This is a genomic window from Kordiimonas marina, from assembly GCF_023006325.1.
Classification (GTDB): domain Bacteria; phylum Pseudomonadota; class Alphaproteobacteria; order Sphingomonadales; family Kordiimonadaceae; genus Kordiimonas; species Kordiimonas marina.
The window spans coordinates 157,740-183,533 of record NZ_JAINDF010000002.1 but is presented as its reverse complement, the minus strand read 5'-3'; the positions used below and the strand labels follow the sequence as shown (position 1 = coordinate 183,533).

Annotated in this window: 22 protein-coding genes, 1 pseudogene and 1 riboswitch; of the genes and pseudogenes, 10 read left to right on the top strand and 13 right to left on the bottom strand. The window is 60.5% G+C overall.

Annotated features, from left to right (window positions below):
• Positions 1-28 precede the first annotated feature (28 nt).
• Both epsC and K6118_RS03895 read right to left on the bottom strand, forming a co-directional pair.
• Entirely contained in the window at positions 29-883 is an 855-nt protein-coding gene (epsC, locus tag K6118_RS03900; protein ID WP_247118908.1) for a serine O-acetyltransferase EpsC, read from the bottom strand.
• Between the two features lie 141 nt (positions 884-1,024).
• Positions 1,025-1,786 carry a lysophospholipid acyltransferase family protein gene (locus K6118_RS03895; RefSeq protein WP_247118907.1) on the bottom strand — a complete coding sequence of 254 codons (762 nt, stop codon included), beginning with the start codon at positions 1,784-1,786 and terminating at the stop codon, positions 1,025-1,027.
• 169 nt (positions 1,787-1,955) lie between these two features.
• Between K6118_RS03895 and K6118_RS03890 the strand changes: the two genes are divergently transcribed.
• Entirely contained in the window at positions 1,956-2,300 is a 345-nt protein-coding gene (locus K6118_RS03890) for a PilZ domain-containing protein (RefSeq protein WP_247118906.1), read from the top strand.
• Between the two features lie 46 nt (positions 2,301-2,346).
• On the opposite strand, the gene K6118_RS17290 is transcribed toward K6118_RS03890, so the two are convergent.
• A complete protein-coding gene (locus K6118_RS17290; RefSeq protein ID WP_281500576.1) occupies positions 2,347-2,472 on the bottom strand; it encodes a hypothetical protein in 126 nt (41 codons plus the stop codon).
• 514 nt (positions 2,473-2,986) lie between these two features.
• Here K6118_RS17290 and ubiT point away from each other — a divergent pair.
• From ubiT to K6118_RS03870, 4 genes are read left to right on the top strand one after another with little or no spacing between them, the layout of a single operon-like run.
• Entirely contained in the window at positions 2,987-3,517 is a 531-nt protein-coding gene (gene ubiT / locus K6118_RS03885; RefSeq protein ID WP_247118905.1) for a ubiquinone anaerobic biosynthesis accessory factor UbiT, read from the top strand.
• The gene (gene ubiU / locus K6118_RS03880; RefSeq protein WP_247118904.1) at positions 3,514-4,497 is read left to right on the top strand and encodes a ubiquinone anaerobic biosynthesis protein UbiU; all 984 of its coding nucleotides are present in this window, start codon (positions 3,514-3,516) and stop codon (positions 4,495-4,497) included. The genes ubiT and ubiU overlap by 4 nt, the downstream gene beginning before the upstream one ends.
• Positions 4,488-5,414 carry a ubiquinone anaerobic biosynthesis protein UbiV gene (gene ubiV / locus K6118_RS03875; RefSeq protein WP_247118903.1) on the top strand — a complete coding sequence of 309 codons (927 nt, stop codon included), beginning with the start codon at positions 4,488-4,490 and terminating at the stop codon, positions 5,412-5,414. The genes ubiU and ubiV overlap by 10 nt, the downstream gene beginning before the upstream one ends.
• Positions 5,415-5,422: 8 nt before the next feature.
• Complete coding sequence (locus tag K6118_RS03870) at positions 5,423-7,171, top strand: pyridoxal phosphate-dependent decarboxylase family protein (protein ID WP_247118902.1); 1,749 nt, start codon at positions 5,423-5,425, stop codon at positions 7,169-7,171.
• Positions 7,172-7,195: 24 nt separating this feature from the next.
• On the opposite strand, the gene K6118_RS03865 is transcribed toward K6118_RS03870, so the two are convergent.
• The 10 genes from K6118_RS03865 to K6118_RS03820 form a co-directional block, all read right to left on the bottom strand.
• Entirely contained in the window at positions 7,196-8,365 is a 1,170-nt protein-coding gene (locus K6118_RS03865) for an NnrS family protein (RefSeq protein WP_247118901.1), read from the bottom strand.
• A gap of 65 nt (positions 8,366-8,430) precedes the next feature.
• Entirely contained in the window at positions 8,431-9,660 is a 1,230-nt protein-coding gene (locus tag K6118_RS03860; protein ID WP_247118900.1) for an alginate export family protein, read from the bottom strand.
• 128 nt (positions 9,661-9,788) lie between these two features.
• Positions 9,789-10,442 (bottom strand): carbonic anhydrase, encoded by a 654-nt coding sequence (locus K6118_RS03855; protein WP_247118899.1) that lies wholly within the window; start codon positions 10,440-10,442, stop codon positions 9,789-9,791.
• A gap of 17 nt (positions 10,443-10,459) precedes the next feature.
• Positions 10,460-10,912: a hypothetical protein gene (locus K6118_RS03850; RefSeq protein WP_247118898.1), complete on the bottom strand. Its 453-nt coding sequence runs from the start codon at positions 10,910-10,912 to the stop codon at positions 10,460-10,462.
• A gap of 2 nt (positions 10,913-10,914) precedes the next feature.
• Complete coding sequence (narI, locus tag K6118_RS03845) at positions 10,915-11,595, bottom strand: respiratory nitrate reductase subunit gamma (RefSeq protein ID WP_247118897.1); 681 nt, start codon at positions 11,593-11,595, stop codon at positions 10,915-10,917.
• 12 nt (positions 11,596-11,607) lie between these two features.
• Positions 11,608-12,318, bottom strand: coding sequence for a nitrate reductase molybdenum cofactor assembly chaperone (gene narJ, locus K6118_RS03840; RefSeq protein WP_247118896.1), 711 nt, complete (start codon positions 12,316-12,318; stop codon positions 11,608-11,610).
• Complete coding sequence (narH, locus tag K6118_RS03835; RefSeq protein ID WP_247118895.1) at positions 12,315-13,874, bottom strand: nitrate reductase subunit beta; 1,560 nt, start codon at positions 13,872-13,874, stop codon at positions 12,315-12,317. The genes narJ and narH overlap by 4 nt, the downstream gene beginning before the upstream one ends.
• A gap of 11 nt (positions 13,875-13,885) precedes the next feature.
• Positions 13,886-17,629, bottom strand: a complete 3,744-nt coding sequence (locus K6118_RS03830) for a nitrate reductase subunit alpha (RefSeq protein ID WP_247118894.1) — start codon at positions 17,627-17,629, stop codon at positions 13,886-13,888.
• A gap of 28 nt (positions 17,630-17,657) precedes the next feature.
• Positions 17,658-19,301 (bottom strand): MFS transporter, encoded by a 1,644-nt coding sequence (locus K6118_RS03825; protein WP_247118893.1) that lies wholly within the window; start codon positions 19,299-19,301, stop codon positions 17,658-17,660.
• 46 nt (positions 19,302-19,347) lie between these two features.
• Positions 19,348-20,700, bottom strand: a complete 1,353-nt coding sequence (locus K6118_RS03820; protein WP_281500627.1) for an MFS transporter — start codon at positions 20,698-20,700, stop codon at positions 19,348-19,350.
• Positions 20,701-20,870: 170 nt separating this feature from the next.
• Between K6118_RS03820 and K6118_RS03815 the strand changes: the two genes are divergently transcribed.
• The 5 genes and pseudogenes from K6118_RS03815 to K6118_RS17485 all read left to right on the top strand — a co-directional run.
• Positions 20,871-22,475 carry a nitrate- and nitrite sensing domain-containing protein gene (locus K6118_RS03815; protein WP_247118891.1) on the top strand — a complete coding sequence of 535 codons (1,605 nt, stop codon included), beginning with the start codon at positions 20,871-20,873 and terminating at the stop codon, positions 22,473-22,475.
• A 56-nt stretch (positions 22,476-22,531) separates the two neighbouring features.
• Positions 22,532-22,680, top strand: a riboswitch (molybdenum cofactor riboswitch).
• A complete protein-coding gene (moaA, locus tag K6118_RS03810) occupies positions 22,672-23,649 on the top strand; it encodes a GTP 3',8-cyclase MoaA (RefSeq protein ID WP_247118890.1) in 978 nt (325 codons plus the stop codon). It overlaps the preceding riboswitch by 9 nt.
• Positions 23,650-23,663: 14 nt before the next feature.
• Complete coding sequence (locus tag K6118_RS03805) at positions 23,664-23,999, top strand: hypothetical protein (protein WP_247118889.1); 336 nt, start codon at positions 23,664-23,666, stop codon at positions 23,997-23,999.
• Complete coding sequence (locus K6118_RS03800; protein WP_247118888.1) at positions 23,992-25,251, top strand: molybdopterin molybdotransferase MoeA; 1,260 nt, start codon at positions 23,992-23,994, stop codon at positions 25,249-25,251. The genes K6118_RS03805 and K6118_RS03800 overlap by 8 nt, the downstream gene beginning before the upstream one ends.
• A 62-nt stretch (positions 25,252-25,313) precedes the next feature.
• Positions 25,314-25,547, top strand: a pseudogene (locus K6118_RS17485) (RrF2 family transcriptional regulator); the annotation flags it as partial.
• Between the last annotated feature and the right edge of the window lie 247 nt (positions 25,548-25,794).

Genomic DNA, 25,794 nt, shown 5'->3' with positions numbered 1-25,794 from the left:
TCTTTTCTTGTCAGGCTTTGAAGGCGGGTCAGGCCTTCTTGCGGGTCCGGATCGGGACGATCTCTTCGGTGTCGCACGGACGGAACATCACGCGCGACCAGGCAGGGACCGAGCGGGTCAGCCACACGTTACCGCCGATCACCGTATTATGACCGACGACCGTGTCGCCGCCCAGGATCGTGGCGCCGGAATAGATGACCACATTGTCTTCAATGGTCGGGTGGCGTTTCTTGGCGCGTTCTTCGCGGTCGACCCGCAGCGCGCCCAGGGTGACCCCCTGGTAGATTTTGACATTGTTGCCGAGAACCGCGGTTTCACCGATCACCACGCCAGTGCCGTGGTCGATGAACAGCGAATGGCCGATCCGGGCGCCGGGGTTGATGTCGACCCCGGTTTTCTGGTGGGCATATTCGGTAATCATGCGCGGCAGCAAGGGCACCTCGCGCTTCATCAGCGCATGGGCGATGCGGTAGGCCACCACGGCATAAAAGCCGGGGTAGCACAGCATGACTTCCTCGATCGATTCGGCCGCCGGGTCGCCTTCATACAGCGCCTTGGCGTCCGTGTAGGCCACTGCGGCGATATCCGGCAGGTCAGCCAGGAAGCCCTGCACCAGGCGGCGCGCGCAGCCGACATTGTCCTTGCACAGACGGTCGACGAGCTTGAAGAAAGCGTCTTCAAGACCGGCGAGCCTGTCTTCAAGGCTCAGCCCGTCTTCCTCAGCCACCGAATAGTGTGGGAACATAACCGCCGTGGTGCGGTTCAATAGGTCGCCGATCTTGCCGAGCGACAGGCCGGTCAGGCTGCCGTAAACAGCATGCTGCTCCTTCAGCCGCGCGGCGATATCTTCAAGGCTCGTGGATGTATCGGTAATTTTGGTCATATCAGGGGCTCTCCCTCGCTATTTATAACAGGTTAGGAGGGCGGGGGCTATCTACAAGAGCCGCCGCACACTAGAATTTCTTCACACTGACAGGACAATAACTTTACCGGGAGAAAATATATTTCCCCCTATCGCCCATTATTAGGCTGACGGTTTCGGCAACAGGGCGGCATAGCCCGCCTCGGCGACCAGCGCATTGGAGCGCGCGACCACCTTGTCCTCAAGCTCGGCCATGAAGTCTTCTTTCTTGGTGCCCGCAGCAATTTCGCCGGTGATTTCGAACACGGCAGTGCCGCTTCTGTGCCAGAAGCCCTTGGTCCAGAAAAGCCCGGTATTGGTGGCCACGGTATAAACCGGCAGGCCGGTGTCCTCCTGCAGGAAGTAGCTGCCGCTCTTGAGCTTGCGGGTCTGGCCGATGGGCACACGCGTCGCCTGCGGATAGATGATCAGCGGGCGGCCAAGCTCAACCACATGGTCAGCAACCGCATCCATGGCGCGGTGCGCGGTCTTGGACTGGCGGTCGATGCGGACGATCTTGATCTTGCGGAACACGGTGCCCAGAAGCGGCAGGCTGAACAGTTCCTTTTTGGCCAGCGCGGTGACGTCGCTCCTGAGCGTATAGGTGATGATCGGGTCCATATAGCTCTGGTGCGCGGCGGCGAGGATGAAGGCGCCGGATTTGGGCAGCATCTCGGCGTTGCGGATTTCCAGCTTGATGCCCATGATGACACGGGCAAGCCACAGGGTGGTTTTACAGAAAACCAGAATGGCGCCACGGACCCCCCTGTCCGACTTCATCAGGAGCGCAAGCGGCACCATGATGAACGCCAGAAACAGCGTGATATAGAGATAAAAGACCACATTGAACAGAACCGACCTGATGGCATTGAAGATACCGGACACGCTTTTGCTCCCCTTTGTGGCACTTTTCGTTATGACGCTGGCCGTCATGGCTTTGGGCCGCCCTCGCTGCGGCTGGCTTTAGCCATTGCCATCTTAAGCGGGTTTTACACAAGAAAAAAATCGGTTAGCCTGCCACGGCAAACTGGCTCATGTGGGAGAGACGACCGCCATGACAACCATGGAAAAACGCCGCGATAACCGCCTGCCCGTGCTGTGGCACGGCACGCTGACGACAGAGGATGACCGGCAATTTCCGTGCGAGGTGCGGGACGTATCAACCGCCGGGACGCTGATCACCTGTGAGACCGACCTCAGCATCGGAGATGAGCTGATCCTGACGATTGACGGCCTGGGCGAGTTCGCGACCGAGGTGAAATGGCAGGGGTCGGCCCAGCTGGGGCTCGCCATCATCGCCGGACCTGACCTGATGCTCAAGAAATTCGCGGAAGGATCGGGCGCCGCCCTGTCGGAAAAGCCGGTCGCGCCGGCCGAGGACCCGCTCGGCCTTCAATAACCCGCCGGAAACACAGCCAGCGTTGGACGCGGCGGACGGAGGTCCGTCAGCTCAGCACGCGCGCGCGGAACCGGCGGTAGCGGTAGCCGAGCGTCATCAATGAAAATGAAAAAGACCGGGCGGCGGCACGACTGTGCCTGCGCCGCCCGGGGGCAGTGAGGGTCTTGGTCATCGGAACCTGCTATTTGTAGCGGCGGCTGCGGCGCCGGATGAAACCGGGTTGAGCCGGGGCGAAACCGGCACGGGGTTTTGCTGCGGTGACTTGGGTCATGAACATTTTTATTCTCCTCGCTGTCGAGAAACTCGGGACTGTCTTTAGGCAGGGCTGTCGAGCGCTCGGGTTTTTGCTGTCGGTGTCTATATTTGTTTTATGTAGCCTTCTCTCAGCAACCGGCGTGCCAACATGTAAAACCATTATAATTCAATGACTTGTATTTTTGACCTTTTGTTGCCGGTGCTGCAGGTGTCCGGAAACGTACAGTCTGCTGTCCGCAACCGAACAGCCCTCCTCAGGCGAGAAGGAAGGAGCGCATGGCGATCGCACCCATATCGATGCGGTTGTTGAAAAAGCTGAGTGCCCGCCGCTCAATCTTGAACCACTTGACTGACATCAAGCCGGACACCTGTGTGCCCCTTTAAGGTCCTGCCATTCAGAGTATGGAGGACCAGGAAAAATGCCTCGGATTATGCCCCCGGCCACGATCGCAAGATTGCTCGTACGCCCCTTGCCGCTGATGCCGCTCAATCACCTTCTCAGCCTGATCACGCGGCATATGTGCCGCCGTCATCAGGCGGTGGTCCGGCGGCTGCAGCCGATCGTCGGCCACCATTTTCTCATCACGCCCGATGGCTCCGACATCGGCTTCCTCCTGGAAATTCATGCCCACAGGGTGACCGCGACGGCGACCCGCAACAGTCGTCTGCCAGCCGATGTCCGAATCAGCGGCAATTTTGTCCGGCTCGTGCAGATGCTCGAAGGCTCGCTGGATGGCGACGCTCTGTTCTTCTCCCGCGAGATCAGCATCGAAGGCGACACCGAAGCCATGCTTACGCTCCGGAATGCCATCGACAGTGAGGATATAGACCTGAGAGCTGAGGTCCTGTCCGCCTGCGGCCCGTTGGCTAGTCCTGCTGCGCGGCTCCTCGATGCCGGAACAAGCCTTTGGGTTCGGTACGGAGGCGGGACAGGCTTTCTGAACGGGAGCCCGGCACGATGAAAAAGCTCGAACTTGTCTGTCCTGCCGGTACACCGGCGGCGCTCCGTGTTGCGGTCGATGCCGGCGCCGATGCGGTCTATATGGGCTTTCGGGACGAGACCAACGCCCGCAATTTCCCCGGCCTCAATTTCTCGCGCGAGGAGCTGGCCGAAGCGCTGGACTATGCCCACGCGCGCGGCGCCATGGTGTTCCTGGCCGTCAACACCTATGCCCGCGCGGGCGACGATGCGCCGTGGCGCGCCGCCATCAAATCCGCGCATGACCTGAAGGTCGATGCGCTCATCCTCGCCGATATCGGGCTTCTGGCTTACGCACGCGAAACCTACCCGGACCTCCGGCTGCACCTATCGGTGCAGGCGTCGGCCTCGAATGCCGAGGCGATCAATTTCTACGGTCAGCGGTTCGGCGTGAAGCGGGTGGTGCTGCCGCGCGTGCTGACCGTGCCGGACATCACCAAGCTCAATGGCGAGATCGATATCGAGACCGAGGTCTTCGCTTTCGGCGGCATGTGCCCGATGGCGGAAGGCCGCTGTACCCTGTCCTCCTACGTGACCGGCAAGTCGCCGAACCGCAATGGTGTCTGTTCGCCCGCGAGCCATGTCGCCTATGTCAACGAGGGGGACATCCTGACAAGCCGGCTGGGCGGTTTCACCATCAACCGCTTCGGGGCGCATGAACAGGCAGGCTACCCGACCCTGTGCAAGGGCCGTTTCAAGGCAGGCGGCGAGGCGGGCTACCTGTTCGAGGAGCCGACGAGCCTTGATATTTCCGCGATCCTGCCGGAGCTGGCCAAGGCAGGCGTCACCGCCCTCAAGATCGAAGGGCGCCAGCGCGGCAAGGCCTATGTCAAACAGGTGGTAACGGACTTCCGCCGCGCGGTCGACACCGCGGCGGCCGGGGGCCGGGCAACGCTCGACATGGCCGGGCTGTCGGAAGGCCATCAGAATACGACAGGAGCGTATGCAAAAAAATGGATGTAGCAACCAAAGACCTGTCCCTCGGCCCGCTTCTGTTCAATTGGGCCCCTGAGAAAGTCCGCGACTTCTATTTCCGCATCGCCGATGAGGCCGATATCGATGTGGTCTATTTCGGCGAAGCCGTCTGCGCCAAACGCAGGCCGTTTCTGGTGCCGCACTATGAAGCCATCCTCGACAGGCTCAAGGCAGGCGGCAAGCAGGTCATCCTTTCGTGCCTTCAGCTGGCGATGGACCGGAAAGACATGGCCGCCGTGTCCGACATGGTGGCGATGGCGGACGAGTATCTGGTGGAAGCGGGCGATATGGCGGCCTGCAGTTTGCTGGCGGGCAAGGCCTATGCCGTTGGGCCAACCGTCAATGTCTATAACGAAGCCACGCTCAAATTCTTCGAGGCCGAAGGCGCCCGGCGCATCAGCCTCAATGCCGAGCTCCCGGAAGACAGCCTGAAAGCCTTGGCCTCTGTCGCAACCGCCCGGCTGGAAGTACAGGTGTTCGGGCGTATTCCGCTCGCCATCTCCGCACGCTGCTTCCATGCCCGGGCGCATGGCCTTGCGAAAAACAGCTGCCAATATGTCTGCGAGAAGGACCCGGACGGCCTGACGGTCGAAACCCTCGACCATCAGTCCTTCCTGGCCATCAACGGCCTACAGACACTGTCGCACCATTATGTGAACCTGCTGGAGGAGATGCCCCGGCTGGCTGAGATCGGCATCCGGGGGTTCCGCCTGTCACCCCATGCGGCCGACATGATCAAGATCACGAACCTGTTTCGGGCGCGCCTGGCCGGCTGGATCAGCGGCGAGGAGGCCACGCACCGGCTGGCGGCCCTGCTGCCGGATGCCCGGTTTGCCAACGGCTTCTTCCACGGCATGGAAGGCCTTGCCACCCTTGAAGCAAGCGCCGCCGCTCAGCCCTGTTGAGGTCAATCATGCCAGAAACGACTATATCCAAGGCCTACAAGGCCTTTTTCCTGGGGCCCAAGGCCGAGAACGCAGCCTGGACTGGCGCCGAGTTTCAGGCCGTGCTCGACCATTGGTTCAACTGGCGCAAGGGGCTGTTTCCGGGCGACCCGCCCATCTCCACAGCCGAGGAGCGGCAGTCAGCCCCCTACCTCAGGGCCCGCGCGGCCATGACCGAGGGGCTTGAGACGCTGACGGAACTTCTGAGCCACGAGATGCCGAAATATACGCCGCGCTATATCGGCCATATGGTGGCGGACCTGAGCTTGCCCGCGCTTCTCGGCCATTTCGCCGCCCTGCTCCACAACCCGAACAATACCTGCCGCGACGCGTCCTGGGTCGGAACCCGGATCGAAACCGACGTCATCGCCATGTTGGCCACCATGGTGGGGTACGACCCAGCCAAGGCCCATGGCCACATAACCGGCGGCGGGACCGTAGCCAATTTCGAAGCGGTTTGGCGCGCCCGCTTCCGCCAGGATCACTGGCTGAGCCTGGCGCTCTATCTGGCGGAGAAACGCGGCCTGACGCTCCCCCTGATGGAGGCGGGCCACATGGGCTGGCACCGGTTCGGCGCGCTCCTCAATGAGTATGACGTGCGACTTGACGACCTGCGCGGCTACAGCGGCATCGCCAGCAATCCCTATGCTTTCGGCGAACGCATGACGGCGGCCTTCGGCCTGCCCTACCGTGGCCCCGTGCTTCTGGTGCCGGAGAACAAGCATTTCTCCTGGACCAAGGCCACCAATGTCTTCGGTTTCGGCGAGGAGAGCTTCTGGCCCATCGCCCTCGATGATATGGGCAGGCTCAACATCGCCTCGCTTCAGGAGCAAATAGACCACGCCGACAAGGCCGGGCGTCCGATCACCATGGTCGTCAGTGTCGCCGGCACCACCGAGACCGGCAAGATCGACCCGATCGACCGGGTCCAGGACGTGCTGGACCAAACCCGCGCCACGCGCGGGTGGGACATCTGGCATCATGTCGATGCCGCTTATGGCGGCTTCCTGTGTTCCATGCTGCGGGGGCCGAACCCAGCCGACGCCCTGAGCCCTTCCAACACAGCAGCACTGGCCAGCATCTCGCGGGTTCATTCGGTCACCATTGATCCGCACAAACTGGGCTATGTGCCCTATGCCTGCGGGGCCATCCTGACCCGTGATACCCAGGCCTATGCCGTGTCCAGTTTCAAGGCGCCCTATCTTGAGCGTCAGCTCGAGATGCCGGACAAATGGTCGACCACGCTTGAAGGGTCACGCTCGGCCGCAGGCGCTACCGCCACCTGGCTTACCGGCAAAACCCTGGGCTTCGACGCGGGCGGCATGGGCGGTGTGATCGCGGCAACCATTGGGGCCTGCCGCCAGGTCAAGGACCGGTTGGCGCAGTTGGTACCTGCCTTCCGCCCGCTTGAGCCCACGGACACCAATATCCTGTGCTTCTCACTGGCCCGGGAGGGCGACAGCCTCAAGGCCGCCAATGCCGCGACCGAGGCCATGTACGACCGCTTTGCCACAAGCCCGGATTTTGCGGTTTCCAAAACCACGCTGGGGGTCAAAAGCCACCGCCTCATGATCGAACGCCACACGGGCACCTATGACGGACCCTTGGATGACGACCATCTGGTGCTGTTGCGCATGGTGTTCATGAACCCCTTCTGGGCCGAGGATAAATTACGCGACCAACTGAGTGAGGAGCTGGCAACCTTCCTGAACACTTAAAGGAGCAGAGGATACCCTCAAAGCTTAGCCCCCGGCGCGCGGCCGTAGCATCATGCTGCCGAAGTGCAGCGTGAACAGGAGGAAGGCAAGGCTCCAAAATGTCGCCGACGCCATCAGGAGCGGTTCATACGCCGCGACGAGCGGTGCGGCCACACGGGTAACCGCTGCCAGGAATAAAAGACCATATAGCACCGTCCCGGCCCTGCCGGCTGCGAGGGCCCGACCGGTATGGCCAAGGGTGGCGCGGGTCATCACCGCCACGGTCATCATGGCCATGAGGCCGGCCGTGAGGGCGTGAACCCCTGCGCTCTGGCTTGGCGCAACCTTGGGGGGGAGGAGGTCAGACGCCGCCAATAGCGCGAGACCCACCGGCAGCCAGGCGTAGGCGACATGGAGAACAAGCACGATGGCGCTCGGTCCCACGGCCCACACTTTCCAGCGCCAGAGCCGGACCGCCTGCAGGACGGCAACGGTGAGGAGGGAAGCAGCCGTCACCGCGCCATCCGGCAGGCATACCCAAAGGCCCAGGGCAAGACCTGTGAGGACAAGAACGGTCTTGTCATAGGGGCCAAAGGGTACCGGGCGCGCCGAGGCACCCGATTTGATCAACCAATTGGTGGTGAAGCTGGGCACGATCCGCCCACCGATCAGCGAAATCAGCAAGATCAGGACACCGAGGGCAGCGCGCACGGAAAATGCCGTCGCCAGCACACCAGCGGCCTCAAGATGAAAGAGGATATTCGCCAGCGCAAACAGGCCGACAAAGACAGCGACCGGCAAATTACGCCAGTTCTTGCCCGCGACCACCTCACGCCCCGCGAAAAAGGCGACGACAGGCAGGAACAGGCTGTCGGTCACCGCCCCCATCGGCCCCAAAGGCAGGAGAAGAGCCACCCGGCCCGCGACCCACAGCAGGAACAGTGCAAGCAGGGGCTTACCGCTGAGCGGCAGCCGCCCGGTCCAGTTCGGGATCGCCGTCAAGAGGAAGCCTGTAACCACGGCCCCCAGATAACCGAGAATCATTTCATGGCGGTGCCAATCTAGTGGCGCCATGCCGGAGGGCAGCCCTTGGCCTGTGAGGAAAAGCCACAGCCATACTGGAACCAGCAGGAACGCCACGACCCCCGCCCCCAGAAAGAAGGGACGAAAACCGTGGCTCAGGAAAGCCGGACCCTGGTATCGCGCGCGTGCCATAATATACCTTTCTGTCCCTGTCTTGTCCCCCGGGGCACGGCAAGCCACACCCCGGAGGCATCACCTTAGAATTTCGCCGTGAGCATGACCCAGAATTTGGTCGTATCGGTAGCGAAACTATCCGCGCTATAGAAGGCTGTTTTCACCAAAGCGGACACACTTTTGGTCAACTTCTTGGACGCCAGAAAATCCCATTCATGACCATAGTGGGCACCGCCGACATCCGCCGAAAAGTCGTGATAGACGGCCTTCACCAGCAGGCCGCTCAAAGCACCCTCACCGGGAACCTTGTAGGCGACACTGCCATAGACGTCCTTGAGGCCGGTCGCCGGGGTGGACAGGAACTTGTCGGCCCAACCGTTGAACTTATGGAGGGTGGCCAGCGGTGTCTGGAAACCGACGCCATTATCGGCACCCAGAAGCTCATAGTCCAAGCTGGCCGTCACGCCCGAGGCCCCCGCGCTGGCGCCCAGATGCCAGAAATCGGCGCTAAAATTCTTTGGGTTATCCTTATAGTCCGACTGGGTGGCATATTCAGCCTGATAGCCGACCTTGACCGAGCCTGCCTTGTGGCTGCCCGCGACGCGCACACCGTAGGTGGCCGATGACAGGCCGTAAACCGGCACGTCATTCAGGTCGAGCAGGTAGCCGTAAGCCGTGATCTTGGCGAAGTCGAAACCCGAATAGCTGACATTGATCAGATGTGCGTTGGTCGAGAGATTACCAAGCGGATGATCGTCCCCGAACACGCGGTTAACGTTCCAGACATAGCCATAGATGGCCGTCAGGTTCTTGACCGGCGTGAGTATGGCGACCGCGCTATCGTAGGTCTGGTCATTCTGGCGCCAGGCAACGGTGCCGATGAAACGCTGATCATCCAGGTTGACGCCCTGACGACCGAATTTAAGCGTGACCTGGTCACCCTTATACTGGAGATAAGCCTGGTTGAGCTCGGTCCCCGACGGATCGGCGACCACCGGGCGGGTGGTGTTGCCATTGACCGTACTGTTGTAGGTCGCTTCACCGAGCACAGTGATATTCGTGGCCTCAAGAAACCCGCTGAAACCTTTGTAAGAGGCTGTTTCATAATGAAGTTTCGTCAGAAGCGTGGATGCGGTTGCCTGCTTCGAGAAGCCGGTCTGGTCGACATTCTCTAACCGGTAGCGAAAATCGAGCCCGGCCTTGCCCTTGGCAAATATGTCAGACGCATTGTCTTCAGTCTCGGCGGCGACTGCCGGCATCGCGCTCATCAGAACAAGAGCACTTGCAGCCAGCATGAGGGGGCTTTTTTTCATCGGTCTACTCCTTGAAAGCCGTGTATGCTTCCTTTTATCGGCCCCTGACCCGTCTTTGCCTGATCCAGATCAAGTCCATGTTTTATTTGGACAAACCACAAAAAATACCTGAGCATGTTGCCAATCAGTCACACCCGACAGAAACGGCCCTTTTCTGAACTGAAGGTCAGGAGCTCACCGGAATCAACATGGAAATACCAGGCGTGCAGGCTGAGCACGCCTGCGTCCACTGCCTGCCTGACCCATGGGTAGCTGATCAGGTGGCTGACGGAGACGAGCGTGCCCTCCATTTCGGCAAGCGCCCGTTTCTCATGGTCCGGCACATGGGCGTCGCAACAAACCTCAACAGCCTCACGCGCGGGCTGAAGGATCGACACCCAATCGGCAATATAATCGTCATCGTCGGCGTCATACCGGGCCGCGGGATCTGCCGCCATCAAGGCCGCAATTCCGCCGCAGCCCGAATGGCCCATGACGATGATATGTTCGACCCTCAGATGATTGACCGCGAACTGGATCGCGGCGCCGAGCGATTTGTGGTGCGACTTGCCCTTTTCATAGGGTGGCACGATGTTGGCGACATTGTTGACGACGAAAATCTCGCCGAGACCGGCATGGGTCAGGATCGCCGGGTTCACGCGGCTGTCGCTACAGCCGATAATCAGGGTGCGAGGGTTCTGGGCTTTCGAAGCCCAGGACCGGTATGCATCGAACTGCTTGTCCAGATATTCCCGCCGGAACGTGCGGTATCCTTCGATCAGACCCTGGTATGCATCCACCATGATACCTGCCCCCGCGCTTAAAGGCTTGCGGCCAGATCAAAGCCCGCAATTCTTGCCTGATGAGCAAGGTCCAGCAGGTAAGACTGAATTCCATGACGAATGCTCCTTGTCTGCAGATACTGGCGGATACGGCCTTCCACCGCCTCGAACGGCGATGGCAGAGCACTGTTTTCGCCCACAGCGAAGCGGTCGACATTCTGCTCATAATAGCGGCGGCAAACCTCCGCGCTGGGTTCGGGCGTCGTTACCTCGGCCCCCAGTAGGTCCATGATTCCGGCGTCGAAGTCCTCGCCGGTGGCATCCTCAGCCAGAAAGCCTTTCTCGACCGCGCGCTGGCGCAGCAGCTCCCGGATCAGGAGTGCCCGCGCGGCTTCATCCCGCGCGGCTTCGCGGGTGGCGGCGGCATGGAACTGCATTTCGCGGAACACCTCGTCGTCGGTGATTTCGACAGTATTGACATAAAGCGGCATGGTCAGGCCCTCCTGCGGACGATCTGGTAGCCGGACCGGAACAGGTATTTGACCGGGGCCGACAGGATATGGACGAGCCGGGTGAAGGGGAACAGAAGGAAGATAGTGAGCCCCAGCACGATATGCAGTTTGAACACGACCGGCTCATGCAGCACGTAAGCCGCAGCCCCAGACCGGAAGGTAACGATATGCTGGGCCCATTCGGCGAGCGCGATCATCGAACTACCGTCAGCATGTTCCGCCGAAAACGGAATGGTGCCGAGCCCGAGGATCAGCTGCACATAGAGGATCAGGAGGATCAGGATATCGGCCGGCCGGCTGGTGGCGCGGATACGCGGGTCAAACAGCCGACGGATGATCAGGATGGTCATGCCAATAAAGCAGAGCGTCCCGAAAATGCCGCCCGCGATCATGGCGAGCTTTTGTTTCGCCGCCGGCGTGATCACCCATTCATAGAGCGCTTCAGGGGTCAGAAGCCCGACGAAATGCCCCATGAAGAGAAGCAGGATACCAACATGGAACAGGTTGCTGCCGACACGCACACCCCGCCGGCTCAAAAGCTGGCTTGAGCTCGCCTTCCAGGTATAGGGGTCCTGATCATAGCGGAGGATCGACCCTCCCACCATGACGACGATGGCGATATAGGGATAGATGCCGAAGAAGAAATCATTGAGATATGTCATGGCTCGGCCCTCCTATTGCTGACTTTGTTGATGGTCCGCCCCGGTCGGGGCGGTGTTGGCCAGATGATGCGTCGCCTGGGGGCAGACCCCACAGGCTGCGGGGGTACCCGCACCGTCAAAAGCGGGGGTTTCCTCCCACTGCTTGTCGAGTGCTTCGAGGCTGGTGTCCTCGCTCTTCGCCTCTTCGACCGCCTGTTCGACAAAGCGCGGGTCGACTTCGACACCCGTGAGCGCTTCCAGGGCTGCGAACACATGGGCATAGCCGCTTTTCTTCGCCTTCAGTTTGGCGCCTATAGCGGCGAGGATATGGGCGGTTTCGCCCAGAAGCTCCTGCGCTTCCTCGAACGGTAGGACCGACAGGAATTCCAGGAACAAGGGCAGATAGTCCGGCAGTTCGCGCGCGGCGAGCGTAAAACCATGGCGCTTATAAAGGTCCGTCAGGTCAACCATGGCCTGGCCGCGGTCCCGGCTTTCGCCATGTACATGCTCGAACAAATAGAACGAGTGAGCCCGGCTACGGTCGAACAGACGGACATACTCTTCCTGCAGATTAAGAATATTCCGGCGGCCGATCTCACCGATGAAAGCATCCAGGCGGCGGCGAATTTTCGCTGGCACCAAGGCTTCGTCTTCAAGAACCGCCCGAAGATCGCCCGCATGAGCCTTAAGCTCATCGGTCGGGTAGGCCAGCAGAAGGCCGAGTATCTTGAGGCTTTTCATCATGATCTCCTTACGTCGCCGGCTTTGCCGTTCATGGTGTTATGGTGGGTCGGGCCACCGAACAGGCCGCCGGACCGTGCCGACGACGCACAGCCATTGCCGAAGCTGAAGCCGCAAGCGGCCTTGCTTTCGAAGGCGATGTCATTGTCGAATGGGGTTTTGCCGGCATATTCCCGGTGGTTGGTCGGGATCACGAAGCGGTCATCATAGTCGGCCAGCGCCATGATCTTGTACATATCCGCGACCGTGGCCTCATCGAGACCGACCCGGTCGAGCACATCCACATTGCCTTGGCCACCGATGCTTTTGCCGCGCATATAGCTGCGCATCGCCAGCATACGCTCCAGCGCATGGACCACCGGCTCTTCCTTACCCGCCGTGAGCATGTTGGCGAGATATTTGACCGGAATGCGCAGGTTTTTCACATCCGGCATGATGTCATCGCCCGCGATCTTGCCTTCATTGTAGGCGCTCTGGATCGGCGACAGCGGCGGGATGTACCAGACCATCGGCAGCGTCCGGTATTCCGGGTGCAGCGGGAAGGCCACTTTCCATTCCATCGCCATCTTATAGACCGGCGACCGCTGGGCAGCACTGATCCAGCTGTCCGGCACGCCGTCCGCTTTGGCCTGCTTGATCACCTCAGGGTCGTGCGGGTTCAGGAACACGCCGCACTGGGCATCATAGAGATTCTGCTCATCCTCGGTGGAGGCGGCTTCCTCGATCCGGTCGGCGTCATAGAGCAATACACCCAGATAGCGGATACGACCGACGCAGGTTTCCGAGCACACCGTCGGGTCGCCGTTCTCGATCCGCGGGTAGCAGAAGGTGCATTTCTCCGACTTGCCGGATTGCCAGTTGAAGTAAATCTTCTTGTAGGGGCAACCGGACACGCACATGCGCCAGCCGCGGCATTTGTCCTGATCGATCAGGACGATACCGTCTTCCTCGCGTTTGTAGATGGCGCCCGACGGGCACGAGGCCACGCAGGTCGGGTTCAGACAGTGTTCGCACAAGCGCGGCAGATACATCAGGAAGGTATTTTCGAACTGGCCGTAAATCTCCTTCTCGACGCCCTGGAAGTTATAATCCTGGCTGCGTTTCTCGAACTCGCCGCCCAGGATTTCTTCCCAGTTGGGGCCCCATTCCGGCTTCTCCATCTTCTGCCCGGTGATAATGGAATGCGCCCGCGCGGTCGGCGGGGTTTTTACCTCCGGGCTGTTCTGAAGATGGGCATAGTCGAAGGTGAAGGGCTCGTAATAATCGTCGATCTCCGGCAGGTCCGGGTTGGCGAAAATCTTGGCCAACAGGCGGAACTTGCCACCAAGCTTGGGCTGGATCTTGCCGTTGGCCTTGCGCTCCCAGCCGCCGTTCCAGCGCTTCTGGTTTTCCCAGTCGCGCGGGTAGCCGACGCCCGGCTTGGATTCAACATTGTTGAACCAGGCATATTCAACGCCTTCGCGGCTGGTCCAGACGTTCTTGCAGGTTACCGAACAGGTATGGCAGCCGATACATTTGTCGAGGTTCAGGACCATGCCGATTTGTGCACGTATTTTCATGTCTCTTGCTCCTACTCGGCTGCCGTCGTGGCGGCTTCTTCGCCCCACTGGATATTGTCGACCTTGCGTACGACCACGAACTCGTCCCGGTTAGAGCCAACCGTGCCGTAATAGTTGAAGCCGTAGGAAAGCTGGGCATAGCCGCCGATCATGTGGGTCGGCTTGACCACCGCCCGCGTGACCGAGTTATGGATGCCGCCGCGGCCGCCCGTGGTGTTAGAGACCGGCGTGTTGATGGTTTTTTCCTGGGCGTGATACATCATGGTCATGCCCTCGGGGACACGCTGGCTCACCACCGCCCGCGCCATGATGGCGCCGTTGGTGTTGTAAAGTTCGATCCAGTCGTTGTCCTTGACGTCGATCTTGCGGGCGTCGATTTCCGAAACCCACACCACCGGGCCACCCCGGTTCAGCGTCAGCATCAGAAGGTTGTCGGAATAGGTGGAGTGGATGCCCCATTTCTGGTGCGGCGTGATCCAGTTCAGGGTCACCTGTTTGTGGCCGCGGGCGAACTTGTCGATCACCGGTGCGATGGTTTTGGTATTGACCGGCGGCTTGTAGACGCAGAAGCCCTCGCCGAAATCACGCATCCATGCATGGTCCTGATAGAATTGCTGACGGCCGGTGAGCGTCCGCCAGGGGATCAGTTCATGGACGTTGGTATAACCGGCGTTGTAGCTGACATGCTCGTCCTCAAGCCCGGACCAGGTCGGCGAACTGATAATTTTCCGAGGCTGCGCCTTGATGTCATGGAAGCGGATTTTCTCATCTTCCTTCGGCCGCGCCAGATGCGTGTGCTCACGCCCCGTGACGTTCCCCAGCGCCGCCCAGGATTTGACAGCGACATGACCGTTGGTCTCCGGCGCCAGAGAAAGCACCACTTCGGCCGCGTCAATGTCGGTCACGATTTTGGGCATCCCTTCATTGGCACCAGGTTCCATATGCGTGCCGTTGAGACGGCCCAGGAGCTCTATCTCGTCGTCGGTGTTCCAGTTGATGCCTTTGCCGCCGTTGCCAAGCTTGCCAAGGAGCGGCCCAAGGGCCGTGAAGCGCTTGTAGGTGCTCGGGTAATCCCGGACCACCTCGACGATCGCCGGCATGGTCTTGCCGGGGATAGCGTCGCATTCGCCCTTCTTCCAGTCCCGGACATCAAGCGCCTGGGCCATTTCACCCGGCGTGTCATGCAGGATCGGCAGGGTAACCACGTCGCGCTCCATCCCCAGGTGACCGTCGCACAGGGCCGAGAATTTCTCGGCAAGGCCACGGTAGATGTCCCAGTCGCTGCGGCTTTCCCACGCCGGGTCGACCGCGCGGGTCAGCGGATGGATGAAAGGGTGCATGTCGGACGTGTTGAGGTCGTTCTTCTCGTACCAAGTGGCAGAGGGCAGCACGATGTCCGAGTAAACACAGGTGGTGGACATGCGGAAGTCAAGCGTGACCACCAGGTCCAGTTTACCTTCAGGCGCTTCATCGTGCCAGACCACCTCACTGGGTTTCTGGCCCCCGGTTTCGCCCAGGTCCTTGCCGAGAAGGCCATGCTGGGTCCCCAGAAGGTGCTTCAGCATATATTCGTGGCCCTTACCGGAAGACCCGAGGATGTTCGAGCGCCAGATGAACATGGTGCGCGGGAAGTTTTTCGGGTCGTCCGGGTCCTCGCAGGCAAATCCGATGGTGCCGGCCTTGAGGCCTGCCACCACATAGTCGCTTGCCTTCTGGCCGGCCTCGGCTGCGTCGGCCCCCACCTTAAGAGGATTGACGTTTAGCTGTGGGGCCGACGGCAGCCAGCCCATGCGTTCAGAACGCACGTTGCAGTCGAGAAGCGTGATGTTTTCCCATTTTTCCTTATCAGCCAGCGGCGACAGAATTTCATCGACACTGAGCTTCTCATAGCGCCACTGGTTGGAGTGGTTATAGAAGAAGCTGGTGGAGTTCATCTGCCGGGGTGGGCGGGACCAATCGAGCCCGAACGCGAGCGGCAGCCAGCCGGTCTGCGGGCGGAGCTTTTCCTGGCCGACATAGTGGGCCCAGCCACCGCCGGATTTGCCGATACAGCCGCACATCACCAGGAGGTTGATGATGCCGCGGTAGATCATGTCCATATGGTACCAGTGGTTGACGGCAGCGCCGAGAATGACCATCGAGCGGCCCCGGGTCTGGTCGGCATTGGTGGCGAACTCGCGCGCAACCTGGATAACCCGGTCCCTGGGCACGCCGGTAATCTTCTCCTGCCAGGCCGGGGTGTAGGGCACATCGTCGTCATAGGACGCAGCGACATTGCCGCCACCGAAGCCACGGTCGACGCCATAGTTGGCAACCATCAGGTCATAGACCGTGGCCACCTTCACGGGGCCGTCCTTGGTCTCGATCGTCTTGACCGGAATGTTACGCTCCAGGACGCTTTCGTGGTCGGTATGCTGGAAGATCGGCTGCTCATGCTCCAGATTGCCGAAATAAGGGAAAGCAACCGCTTCGATGGTATCGACCACCTTCTCCAGCGACACCCTCGGCCAGACATCGCTGCCATCGGCGACATTCTTGAGCTCAAGGTTCCATTTCTTGGACTTGTCCCAGCGCGAGCCGATAGTGCCGTTGGGCACGCAGATCTTGCCGGTGTTGCCGTCCAGGATGGTGGCTTTCCAGTCTGCGTTCTCGCTTTCACCGAGGCCATCCGCGAAGTCGGACGCCCTGAGCAGGCGGGCCGGGATCAGCTTGTCGTCGCGCTCATCGAGCCGGACCAGGAACGGCATGTCGGTATACATGCGGCAATAGTCGTCGAAATATTCCGACTTGCCGGCAACGTGGAATTCCTTGAGCACCACATGGCCCATGGCCATGGCCATGGCGCTGTCCGTGCCCTGGCGCGGGTTGAGCCAGATGTCAGTCAGCTTGGCAACCTCGGAATAATCCGGCGTCACCGACACGGTTTTGGTGCCCTTGTAGCGGACTTCGGTGAAGAAGTGAGCGTCGGGCGTGCGGGTCTGCGGCACGTTGGAGCCCCAGGCGATGATATAGCCCGAATTGTACCAGTCGGCGCTTTCGGGCACGTCCGTCTGTTCGCCCCAGGTCTGCGGCGAAGAAGGCGGCAGGTCGCAGTACCAGTCATAGAAGGACATGCACACACCACCGATCAGCGACAGGTAGCGGCTGCCGGCGGCGTAGGAGACCATCGACATGGCCGGGATCGGCGAGAAGCCGATGATCCGGTCGGGGCCGAATTCCTTGGCGGTATAGATATTGTTGGCGGCGATGATTTCGTTGACCTCATCCCAGTCGGCGCGCACGAACCCGCCGAGACCGCGGACTTTCTTGTATTCCCGCGCCTTTTTGGGGTCGGAGACGATGCTGCCCCAGGCGTCGACCGGGTCGCCATGCTCGGCCTTGGCCTTGCGCCAGAGCTCGAGAAGGCGGCTGCGGATCATCGGGTATTTGAGCCGGGCGGCGCTATAGAGATACCAGCTGTAGCTGGCGCCCCGGGCACAACCGCGCGGTTCATGGTTCGGCAGGTCGGTCCGGGTTTTCGGATAATCCGTCTGCTGGGTTTCCCAGGTGACCAGGCCGTTCTTGACGTAGATTTTCCAGCTGCACGAGCCCGTGCAATTGACCCCGTGGGTGGAACGTACGACCTTGTCGTGCGCCCAGCGGCCGCGGTAGCCGCGTTCCCAGGTCCGGCTTTCGTCGGTGGTGATGCCGTGCCCGTTCGAGAAGGTCTCCGGCGTTTGCGTCAGGTAGCTGAGCCTGTCGATAAAGTTACTCATGGTTTGTCTCCGTTATCTCAGGCTGCGCTCAAGGGTTTTTCACGTAGGCGTTCTTGCGCAGGTAGAACCACCAGTTGATCAGGACACAGACGGTGTAGAAGACCGCGAAGCCATAGAGGGCATACTCAGGCGTGGTGGCCTTGATCTCTTCACCGAACACCTTGGGGATGATGAAGGCGCCATAGGCTGCCACCGCCGAGGTCCAGCCGAGCACGGGACCCGCCTGTTCCTTGTTGAACACCATGGCAATGGTGCGGAAGGTCGAGCCGTTGCCGATGCCGGTGGCCGCGAACAGGATGATGAACAGCACCAGGAACGGATAGAAGAACTGTTCCGGGGTCGCGGAGCCGTAAGCCGCCTTCATGAAGTAGGCGACGCCGAGCGCAGAAGCGACCATGACGACACTGATGATCTGGGTCACTTTGGCCCCACCCATCTTGTCGGCCCACATGCCGCCGATCGGGCGAATGAGCGCGCCGATGAACGGGCCCATCCAGGCGAACATCAGAGCCGACGGACCGTTGGGGTTGACGGTCGTGTGGGTCATGGCGCCGTCCACCATCAGGTGCTGGTAGCCGAACACCACCTTGATGGCGAGCGGCAGGGCGGCCGAGAAGCCGATGAAGGAGCCGAAGGTCATCGTATAGATGATGGTCATGGCCCAGGTGTGCTTGTTGTCGAAAATCTGGAACTGGCGCTTCAGGTTCGCCTGGATCTTGCCCGGGATCAGCTTCATCAAGAGGAGCGTGAGCGCAATCACGATCGGCAGGACGATCCATTTGTTGAGTTCGAGCCCGGAGCCGCCGATGGCGGCCGGCAGCATCAGCCACAGGCCGAAGGCCGCTGTGGCGAGGCCGATCCCGAGCATACCGAGGATTTTGCCGAAGGCAGGTAGCGCCGCACCGGCATCGGGCGAGACATGCTCATCCCGGATATTGTTCATGCCGAACCAGCCGGCGAAGGCCAGCGGCACCAGGAACAACAGCCAGACCCAACCGGCGTTGAAGATATAGGTCTCCGTCCCCGCCGGAATTTTGCCGATCAGTGTGCCTGACGTGTTCTTGAGCACCCGGCCCGCGCCGCCGAACAGCGCGAAGGTCATCACGAGCGGCACGACAATCTGCATGGTGGTGACACCGAAGTTGCCGAGGCCCGCGTTCATGCCGAGGGCATAGCCCTGCACCTTCTTCGGATAGAAGAAGCTGATGTTCGACATGGAGGATGCGAAGTTACCGCCGCCGAAGCCGCTGAGGAGCGCCATCAGCTGGAACTGCCACAGGGGCGTGTTCGGATCCTGAAGCAGGAAGCCGGTGCCCGCAGCCGGGATCATCAGGAGTGCAGTGGTCAGGAAGATGGTATAGCGCCCGCCCGCGATCCGGATGAAGAAGCTGCTGGGGATACGAAGCGTCGCTCCCGACAGGCCGGCGATCGCCGAGAGGGTGAACAACTGTCCCTGGCTGAAGGGGAAGCCCAGGTTCAGCATCTGAACCGTGATGATGCCCCAGTAAAGCCAGACCGCGAAACCGCACAGGAGCGACGGGATCGAAATCCACAGATTGCGGGTCGCGATCTTCTTGCCCTGGGCTTCCCACTGGGCATCGTCATCCGGGTTCCAGCCCCTGATGTCATGGCCCGTAATTTTGAGCTCGGTTTTTGCGTTAGTGTCATGCATTGTTTTTCTCCGGGTATGGGACCCCGCGCTTGCGGGGCCCATGGACCTAGCCTTTGAGGCCTTCGAGTTCGGGCAGATTGCGCGGTCCGCGCAGTTCGGGGATGCGTCTCTTTTCAAGCCGCCGGATGGCGAAATGCATCCAGGTAAGGGCGAGGGCGACCAGTATGGTCATCAGCATGAAGCAGCTGGTCCAGACGCCGATGACATCGTTCATGATCCCGAAGGTCACAGGCAGGAAGAAGCCGCCCAAGCCGCCGATCAGGCCAACGGTGCCGCCGACCGAGCCGACATGGTTCGGGTAATAGACCGGGATATGCTTGTAGACGGCCGCCTTGCCGAGCGACATGAAGAAGCCGAGCACGATGGTGAGGCCCACGAAGACCCCCAAGGGGATGGTGATGTTGAAGGCGATCGGGCCCTTGATGCCGGCGACCGTATAGTCGGTGGCCGGGTAGGACATGATGAAGGTGCAGATCACAGCTGCGATGAAGGTCCAGTACATCACCGTCCGGGCGCCATATTTATCGGACAGCCAGCCGCCTAGGGCCCGGAAGATGCTGCCCGGCAGGGCATAGGCCGCCGCCAGCATACCGGCGGTCTTCAGGTCCAGCCCATAGGCGCCGACATAGTAGCGCGGCAGCCACAGGGCCAAGGCGACATAGCCACCGAAGACGAAGAAGTAATAGAGCGAAAAGCGCCAGACCTGCAGGTTCTTCAGAGGCTCAAGCTGTTCGAAGAAGCCCGGATGCTTGTGACCGGACGCCTTGTTGGCCGCGTGAACCGGGTCATCCTTGGTCAACACGAAGAACAGCACCGCCGTGATCGCCAGTATGATCGAATAGACTTGGGCGACACCTTGCCACCGACCGCCCATGGCCGCCAAAAGGAAGGGAGCACCGAAGTTGGTGACGGCCGCGCCGACGTTACCCATGCCGAAGATACCAAGGGCCGTGCCCTGTTGCTCTTTCGGGTACCAGCGCGAGACATAAGCGACGCCGACCGCGAAACTGCCACCGGCGAAACCGACACCGAGCGCGGCGAGGAGGAACATTTCGTAGCTTGTGACCTTGGTCAGCAGGAAAGCCGCCACGGCCGTGAACAGCATCTGGCTGACATAGACGATGCGTCCGCCATATTGGTCAGACCAGATACCGAGGAACAATCGGCTCAAGGAGCCGGTGAGCACGGGGGTTGCGACCAGAAGGCCGAATTCGGTGTCGTTAAGGCCGAGCTGGCTTTTGATCTTGATCCCGATGATGGAAAAGATCGTCCAGACGGCGAAGCAGACGGTGAAGGCGAGCGTACTGGCCGTAAGGGCCTGTCGCTTCTCTCCAAGGGTTGCCGGTTCGGTTGTCACATTTGCCTCCTGACAAAGATTCGACTCCAAGATTGACCGCATCATTGCTGGAAGGGGCTGGTGCTCGTTTGATCCATATCAAGGGTTTTGCGGACTTTTCTCTGTAAGCCGGGTGAGCAAGGCAGGGACGTAGACAAGAAGGACGTCCGAAGGTGGGGAGTTGCACCGGCCTTTGCTCGTGGCTCACCTTCTTGGACAGGGAAGACACAGAAATGGAAGCAACGACGGAAAAAACCAAGCTGGTGCAGGAGCTTCTGCACAAGCTGGGGGAAGTGGTTCATCAAATCCAGCGCGAGCGCGGCTGTGCAGGGCTTTTCCTGGATAGCCTGGGAAAAGTGTTTGCGGAGCGCTTTCAGGACCAGAATCAGGCTGTCGATGCTGCGGTCGAAGATCTGCGCGCCTTTCAGGCGCGCGAAGATGTCATGGCCGTGTTGCCGTCAGGGTTCGCCGGTCGGCTCAAATATCTCTTCGTAAAGTATGACGACATCGGCAAGCTTCGTGACAAGATCAGGCTCTTGTCCGTCCGCTACACCCAAGCGCTCAACAGCTATACCTTCAGCCTGACCGTCCCGACGATCGATGCCATGATCGAGCTGGCGCAACGTGAACCTGGGCACAACTCCGCACTGGTTTCGGCTTACGCCAATTTCCTGCAATGGAAGGAGCGCGTCGGGATGGAACGCGCGCTCGGCGCCCGCGGGTTCCATACTTTCGCCTTCCGAAACCAGGAATTCTGCGACCGGTTCGTCGCCCTGATCGCGGAACAGAAAACCTATTTCGAAACCTTCAAGGCCCTGGCGTCGCCGTCACAGATTGCGCTCCTTCAGGACGTGGTGAAAGACCGCGACATGGATGCCCTCAAGGACATCAACACGCTTCTGGAAGAAGGCGCCCCGCCCCATGAGGTCGAGCGCTATTCAGGGGAAACCTGGTACGACCTCCTGACCCGCATGATCGACTGCCTGCACACGGTCGAGGCACGCCTGGTCGAGACACTCTGCGGCGCAGGACTAAAGGAAGCGGCATCAACGGGTCAAACCAGGGCGATGATCAGCCATGTCGGTCATTTCCGGCCGTTCCTGAAATCGTTGCCGACCTTCTCGGGCCTTGAAGACAATGAACTGGATGAGCTCCTGAGCTTCGCCCAGGTACGCGAATACGGCAAGGACAAGCTCCTGTTCCTGCGCGACGAGCCTGCGCCTCGTCTCTATATCGTTCTCGAAGGCTGGGTGAAGGTCTATAACGGCCTCGAAAGCGGCGAGGAGGCGATCCTGCAGATGCTTGGCGCTGGCGAAACGCTTCTCGAGTCCGCCGTCTTCCTCAACGTGCCCGCACCCGTGAACGCCCAGGTGGTCGAACGGGCGCTTCTGCTGTCCATCCCGGCGCCGATCATCCGCCAGCGCCTGCATTCCAATCCGCGGCTTGCGGTCAATATGCTCAATGCCGTTTCGCTCCGTTCCCAGCGCCTGGTGCAGCAGATTGAACTATCGCGGCTCCGTACTGTGCAGGAACGCGTGGGCTGGTTCCTGCTCCGGCTGGCGATCAACCAGAAAAGCCCGGATATGACCATCCACCTGCCGTATGAGAAATCCATCATTGCCGCCTATCTTGATATGCGGCCGGAAACATTCTCGCGCACGCTGCAGAAGTTTCGTAACGACGGGTTCGAGGTCGAAAGCGACCGGCTCAAGATGCCGGATGCCTACGCCCTGTGCGGCTTCTGCGATGCCGATCTCGCCAGCCAATGTCCGCGCGTCGGCGACGACGCCTGCCCGCACCCCGAATATGGCGATATCGAAATTCTGACCGGGACCTGAACAGACGCTTGATCTCAATCAAGCTGGTCCCTTCTCCGCCGGGTTACTGATTCTCTCAGACTGCTGAGCTCCGAAGCCTGGCCGCCTACGTCCCCCGCAAGGGAACAAAGGATAGGGCGGTCAGGCCGCAGCCGAACGGCTGCCGGGTCGGAACCGGAAACGGACCGGCCTCTCGTATTTGGAAAGGAGACCGCTTGTGCAGCTTGAGGATGGCTTCGGCCGGACATTTCGCTATCTCAGGCTCTCGCTCACCGAGGCCTGCAATTTCCGCTGCAGCTACTGCCTGCCGGACGGGTTTAAAAAATGCGCGGGGCCGGGACCACTGACGCTGGATGAGCTTCGGCGCGCGGCGACAGTGTTTGCGTCGCTCGGGCTTACGAAAATCCGTCTCACCGGTGGCGAGCCAACGATCCGGCCGGATTTCGACGCCATCGCCGAAACCATTGCCGCCGTGCCCGGCATCCAGAAGCTGGCGCTCACCACCAATGGCTACCGGCTGGAAAAGCGCGCACAAACCTGGGCGACTGCCGGTATCAGGGCCCTTAATGTCAGCCTCGACAGCCTCGACCCCGCAACCTTCCATGCCATCACCGGGCATGACCGCTGCCTCGAAGTGATGCGCGGTATCGACGCTGCCTTTGAGGCCGGTTTCGAAACCGTCAAGCTGAACGCCGTCCTGATGAAGGGGGTCAATGACCATGAGATCGATGGCTTTCTTGCGCTCGCCAAGGACAGGCCGCTTGATGTGCGCTTCATTGAGCTCATGGAAACCGGCGACCATGCCGCTTTCTTCCGCGACCATCATATTGACGCCGATGTTATCACCGGAAAACTCGCGGCCGGGGGCTGGACGCCGAAGCTGAAGGCTGCGGATGCCGGCCCGGCTAATGATTTCGTCCATCCGGATTTCAAAGGCAGCGTGGGTCTGATCGCGCCTTATTCCAAGGATTTCTGCGCCAGTTGCAACCGCCTTCGTTTTTCAAGCCTCGGCAAACTGCATCTGTGTCTGTTCGGTGATTTCGGCATTCCCATGCGCCAGTGGCTTCAGTCCGACGACCAGATGACCGAGTTCCGGGACCGCCTTATCGCAGCCGTCCGCCGCAAGACAGCGGGTCACAGGCTCGCCGACGGTGTGACCGGCATGACCCGCAACCTTTCCGCCATCGGCGGCTAGAGGAGGAAAATCCGGTGAAACTGCGCCTTGAAGAAAAGAGAATCCTGTTCAAGCTTGCCCGCGCCGAGGCCACCGCCCTGGTCATGGGGCGAGAGCTCGCGGCCGAATTCACACCGCCGGGCATGACATCGCTGCGCTGGACCGTCGCCGCCACAGCGGAAGCCGAGATGCAGCTCGACGGCCTCAATCTCACGGTCCCCCGTCACATGATCGCGTCGGAGCTTATCGAACGCACCACGCGCGAAGGCCTTCAGACAACGATCGGAGACCTGGAAGTGGCCTTTCAGGTCGATATCCGGCGGGACCGAAAACCCCGCTCCGCCACGGATGGGGAGATTTACGATGCCTGACTGCTGCCATGTAAACAGAAGCATGATCGGCTATGATCACGCCCTCGATATCCTGCTCGGCGAGGCGCGGCCCCTTCCATTCGTGAATCTGTCCCCCGCTGATGCCGTCGGCAAGGTGCTGGCCCGGTTCCTTGCCGCACCCATCTCGGTTCCGAGCTTCGACAATTCGGCCATGGACGGTTTCGCCTTCAGCGCCGAAAATGTTGCGGGTGCGACAGCAGAATCCCCCATTGTGTTGCGCGTTGCGGGCGCCAGTATCGCCGGTGACAGTGCCGAGCTGTCACACCTTCATCCCGGTACCGCCGTCAAGATCATGACCGGCGCGCCCTTGCCCGAAGGCGCCGACACGGTCCTGCCGGTCGAAGCCGCCAGCTGGAATCATGAAGAGCTAACCTTCACGGCGCCTTATCCCGCCTTCCAGCATGTCCGCCGCGTCGGTCAGGATATTGAGGCCGGAAAGCCCTTGCTGGCCGCAGGAACCCGCTTGACCAGCGCGCATATCCCGCTCCTGAGCGCGGTCGGGTTGGGCCGGGTGCCGGTCTATCAGGCGCCCTCGGCCTTCTGGATTTCGACCGGCCAGGAAATTACCGACGATTTCGACACGCCCCTTTTACCCGGCCATATCTACAACGCCACGCGGCATTATGGCGAACGGCACCTGCCCGAGCTCGGGATGGAAATCAAAGGCGCAATGACTGTCCGAGATACGCCGCAAGATTTTGCGGCAGCCCTTGAAAAGGCGCTCGACCAGGGTCCGGATATTATTCTCTCCACCGGGGGCATTTCCGCTGGTCAGTATGATTTCGTCCGGCCCGTGCTGGAAGACATGGGCGCCGACATCATCTTCCATAAAGCGCGGATCAAGCCCGCCAAACCGGTGCTGTTCGCGGTCCTGCCCGATGGCCGCTATTTTTTCGGCCTCCCCGGCAACCCCATTTCGACCGCGCTCGCGCTCCGCGTCTTTGTCTATCCTTTCGTGCGCGCGCTCACCGGCGATACGCCGGAAGCTCCCCGGAAGGCGCGGCTGGCCGCCGATTGCAAAGGCCCTGCCGATAAGACAGCCTTCCTGATGGGGACTGTAAGCGTCGATGACGATGGCATGGTGTCCGCCACGCCGGATACATGCCAGCAGTCCTTCCAGACACGGCCGTTTGCCGCCAGTAACGCCTGGCTCATCTTGCCCGAAGGAACGGATTGTTTGCCCGCCGGAACGCTGGTGGACTGGCTGCCCATACGGCCGGGCGTTCTTTAACCAGCAAGGTCGTGCTCTTGAACAAGGCCTGACCCAGCCCCACAAACAGGAGCGGCCTCGCGCTCGCGGACCGCCCGGAAAATATCAATATCGGCAAGCTGGTGCGGGAGATCGAGCAGGGAACCCCGCTCGTCGAATGCTTCGGTGCTGGCAACAGGTGCGTCATCACCCCAGCCTGCCGGCTTAAGGGCGTCCTGAATGAGGCGCTCGGCAGCTTCTTTGACACGCTTGACCGATACAGCCTTGCCGATCTGGTCCCCTTGGAGCAGAGCACCAGATTGCGGGAATTTCTTTAATTATACATCTATAGATTTATACCGTGTCCCCCCCGACACTGAACCTGTGAGGAAACAGCATAAGATAGCCCGGGAGCATATCCTCAGAATCATGAAATACAGGTACTCTGGAGGTGGCCATAAATTTGGTGCCCCACTTTCACCATCCACTTTCATACCCAGGCTGCGATAGATCTTCAACTTGCTGCGCCTGAGCAATCCAAAACGCATCTTATCTGGCTTGGCACGTGAGCCAGCGTACGGAAAC

Excerpts from the sequence above, each read along its gene's own strand:
- epsC (WP_247118908.1), bottom strand. The coding sequence starts at position 883 with ATGACCAAAATTACCGATACATCCACGAGCCTTGAAGATATCGCCGCG.
- K6118_RS03890 (WP_247118906.1), top strand. The coding sequence starts at position 1,956 with ATGACAACCATGGAAAAACGCCGCGATAACCGCCTGCCCGTGCTGTGG.
- K6118_RS17290 (WP_281500576.1), bottom strand. The coding sequence starts at position 2,472 with ATGACCAAGACCCTCACTGCCCCCGGGCGGCGCAGGCACAGTCGTGCC.
- ubiT (WP_247118905.1), top strand. The coding sequence starts at position 2,987 with ATGCCCCCGGCCACGATCGCAAGATTGCTCGTACGCCCCTTGCCGCTG.
- ubiU (WP_247118904.1), top strand. The coding sequence starts at position 3,514 with ATGAAAAAGCTCGAACTTGTCTGTCCTGCCGGTACACCGGCGGCGCTC.
- ubiV (WP_247118903.1), top strand. The coding sequence starts at position 4,488 with ATGGATGTAGCAACCAAAGACCTGTCCCTCGGCCCGCTTCTGTTCAAT.
- K6118_RS03870 (WP_247118902.1), top strand. The coding sequence starts at position 5,423 with ATGCCAGAAACGACTATATCCAAGGCCTACAAGGCCTTTTTCCTGGGG.
- K6118_RS03865 (WP_247118901.1), bottom strand. The coding sequence starts at position 8,365 with ATGGCACGCGCGCGATACCAGGGTCCGGCTTTCCTGAGCCACGGTTTT.
- K6118_RS03860 (WP_247118900.1), bottom strand. The coding sequence starts at position 9,660 with ATGAAAAAAAGCCCCCTCATGCTGGCTGCAAGTGCTCTTGTTCTGATG.
- K6118_RS03855 (WP_247118899.1), bottom strand. The coding sequence starts at position 10,442 with ATGGTGGATGCATACCAGGGTCTGATCGAAGGATACCGCACGTTCCGG.
- K6118_RS03850 (WP_247118898.1), bottom strand. The coding sequence starts at position 10,912 with ATGCCGCTTTATGTCAATACTGTCGAAATCACCGACGACGAGGTGTTC.
- narI (WP_247118897.1), bottom strand. The coding sequence starts at position 11,595 with ATGACATATCTCAATGATTTCTTCTTCGGCATCTATCCCTATATCGCC.
- narJ (WP_247118896.1), bottom strand. The coding sequence starts at position 12,318 with ATGATGAAAAGCCTCAAGATACTCGGCCTTCTGCTGGCCTACCCGACC.
- narH (WP_247118895.1), bottom strand. The coding sequence starts at position 13,874 with ATGAAAATACGTGCACAAATCGGCATGGTCCTGAACCTCGACAAATGT.
- K6118_RS03830 (WP_247118894.1), bottom strand. The coding sequence starts at position 17,629 with ATGAGTAACTTTATCGACAGGCTCAGCTACCTGACGCAAACGCCGGAG.
- K6118_RS03825 (WP_247118893.1), bottom strand. The coding sequence starts at position 19,301 with ATGCATGACACTAACGCAAAAACCGAGCTCAAAATTACGGGCCATGAC.
- K6118_RS03820 (WP_281500627.1), bottom strand. The coding sequence starts at position 20,700 with ATGCGGTCAATCTTGGAGTCGAATCTTTGTCAGGAGGCAAATGTGACA.
- K6118_RS03815 (WP_247118891.1), top strand. The coding sequence starts at position 20,871 with ATGGAAGCAACGACGGAAAAAACCAAGCTGGTGCAGGAGCTTCTGCAC.
- K6118_RS03800 (WP_247118888.1), top strand. The coding sequence starts at position 23,992 with ATGCCTGACTGCTGCCATGTAAACAGAAGCATGATCGGCTATGATCAC.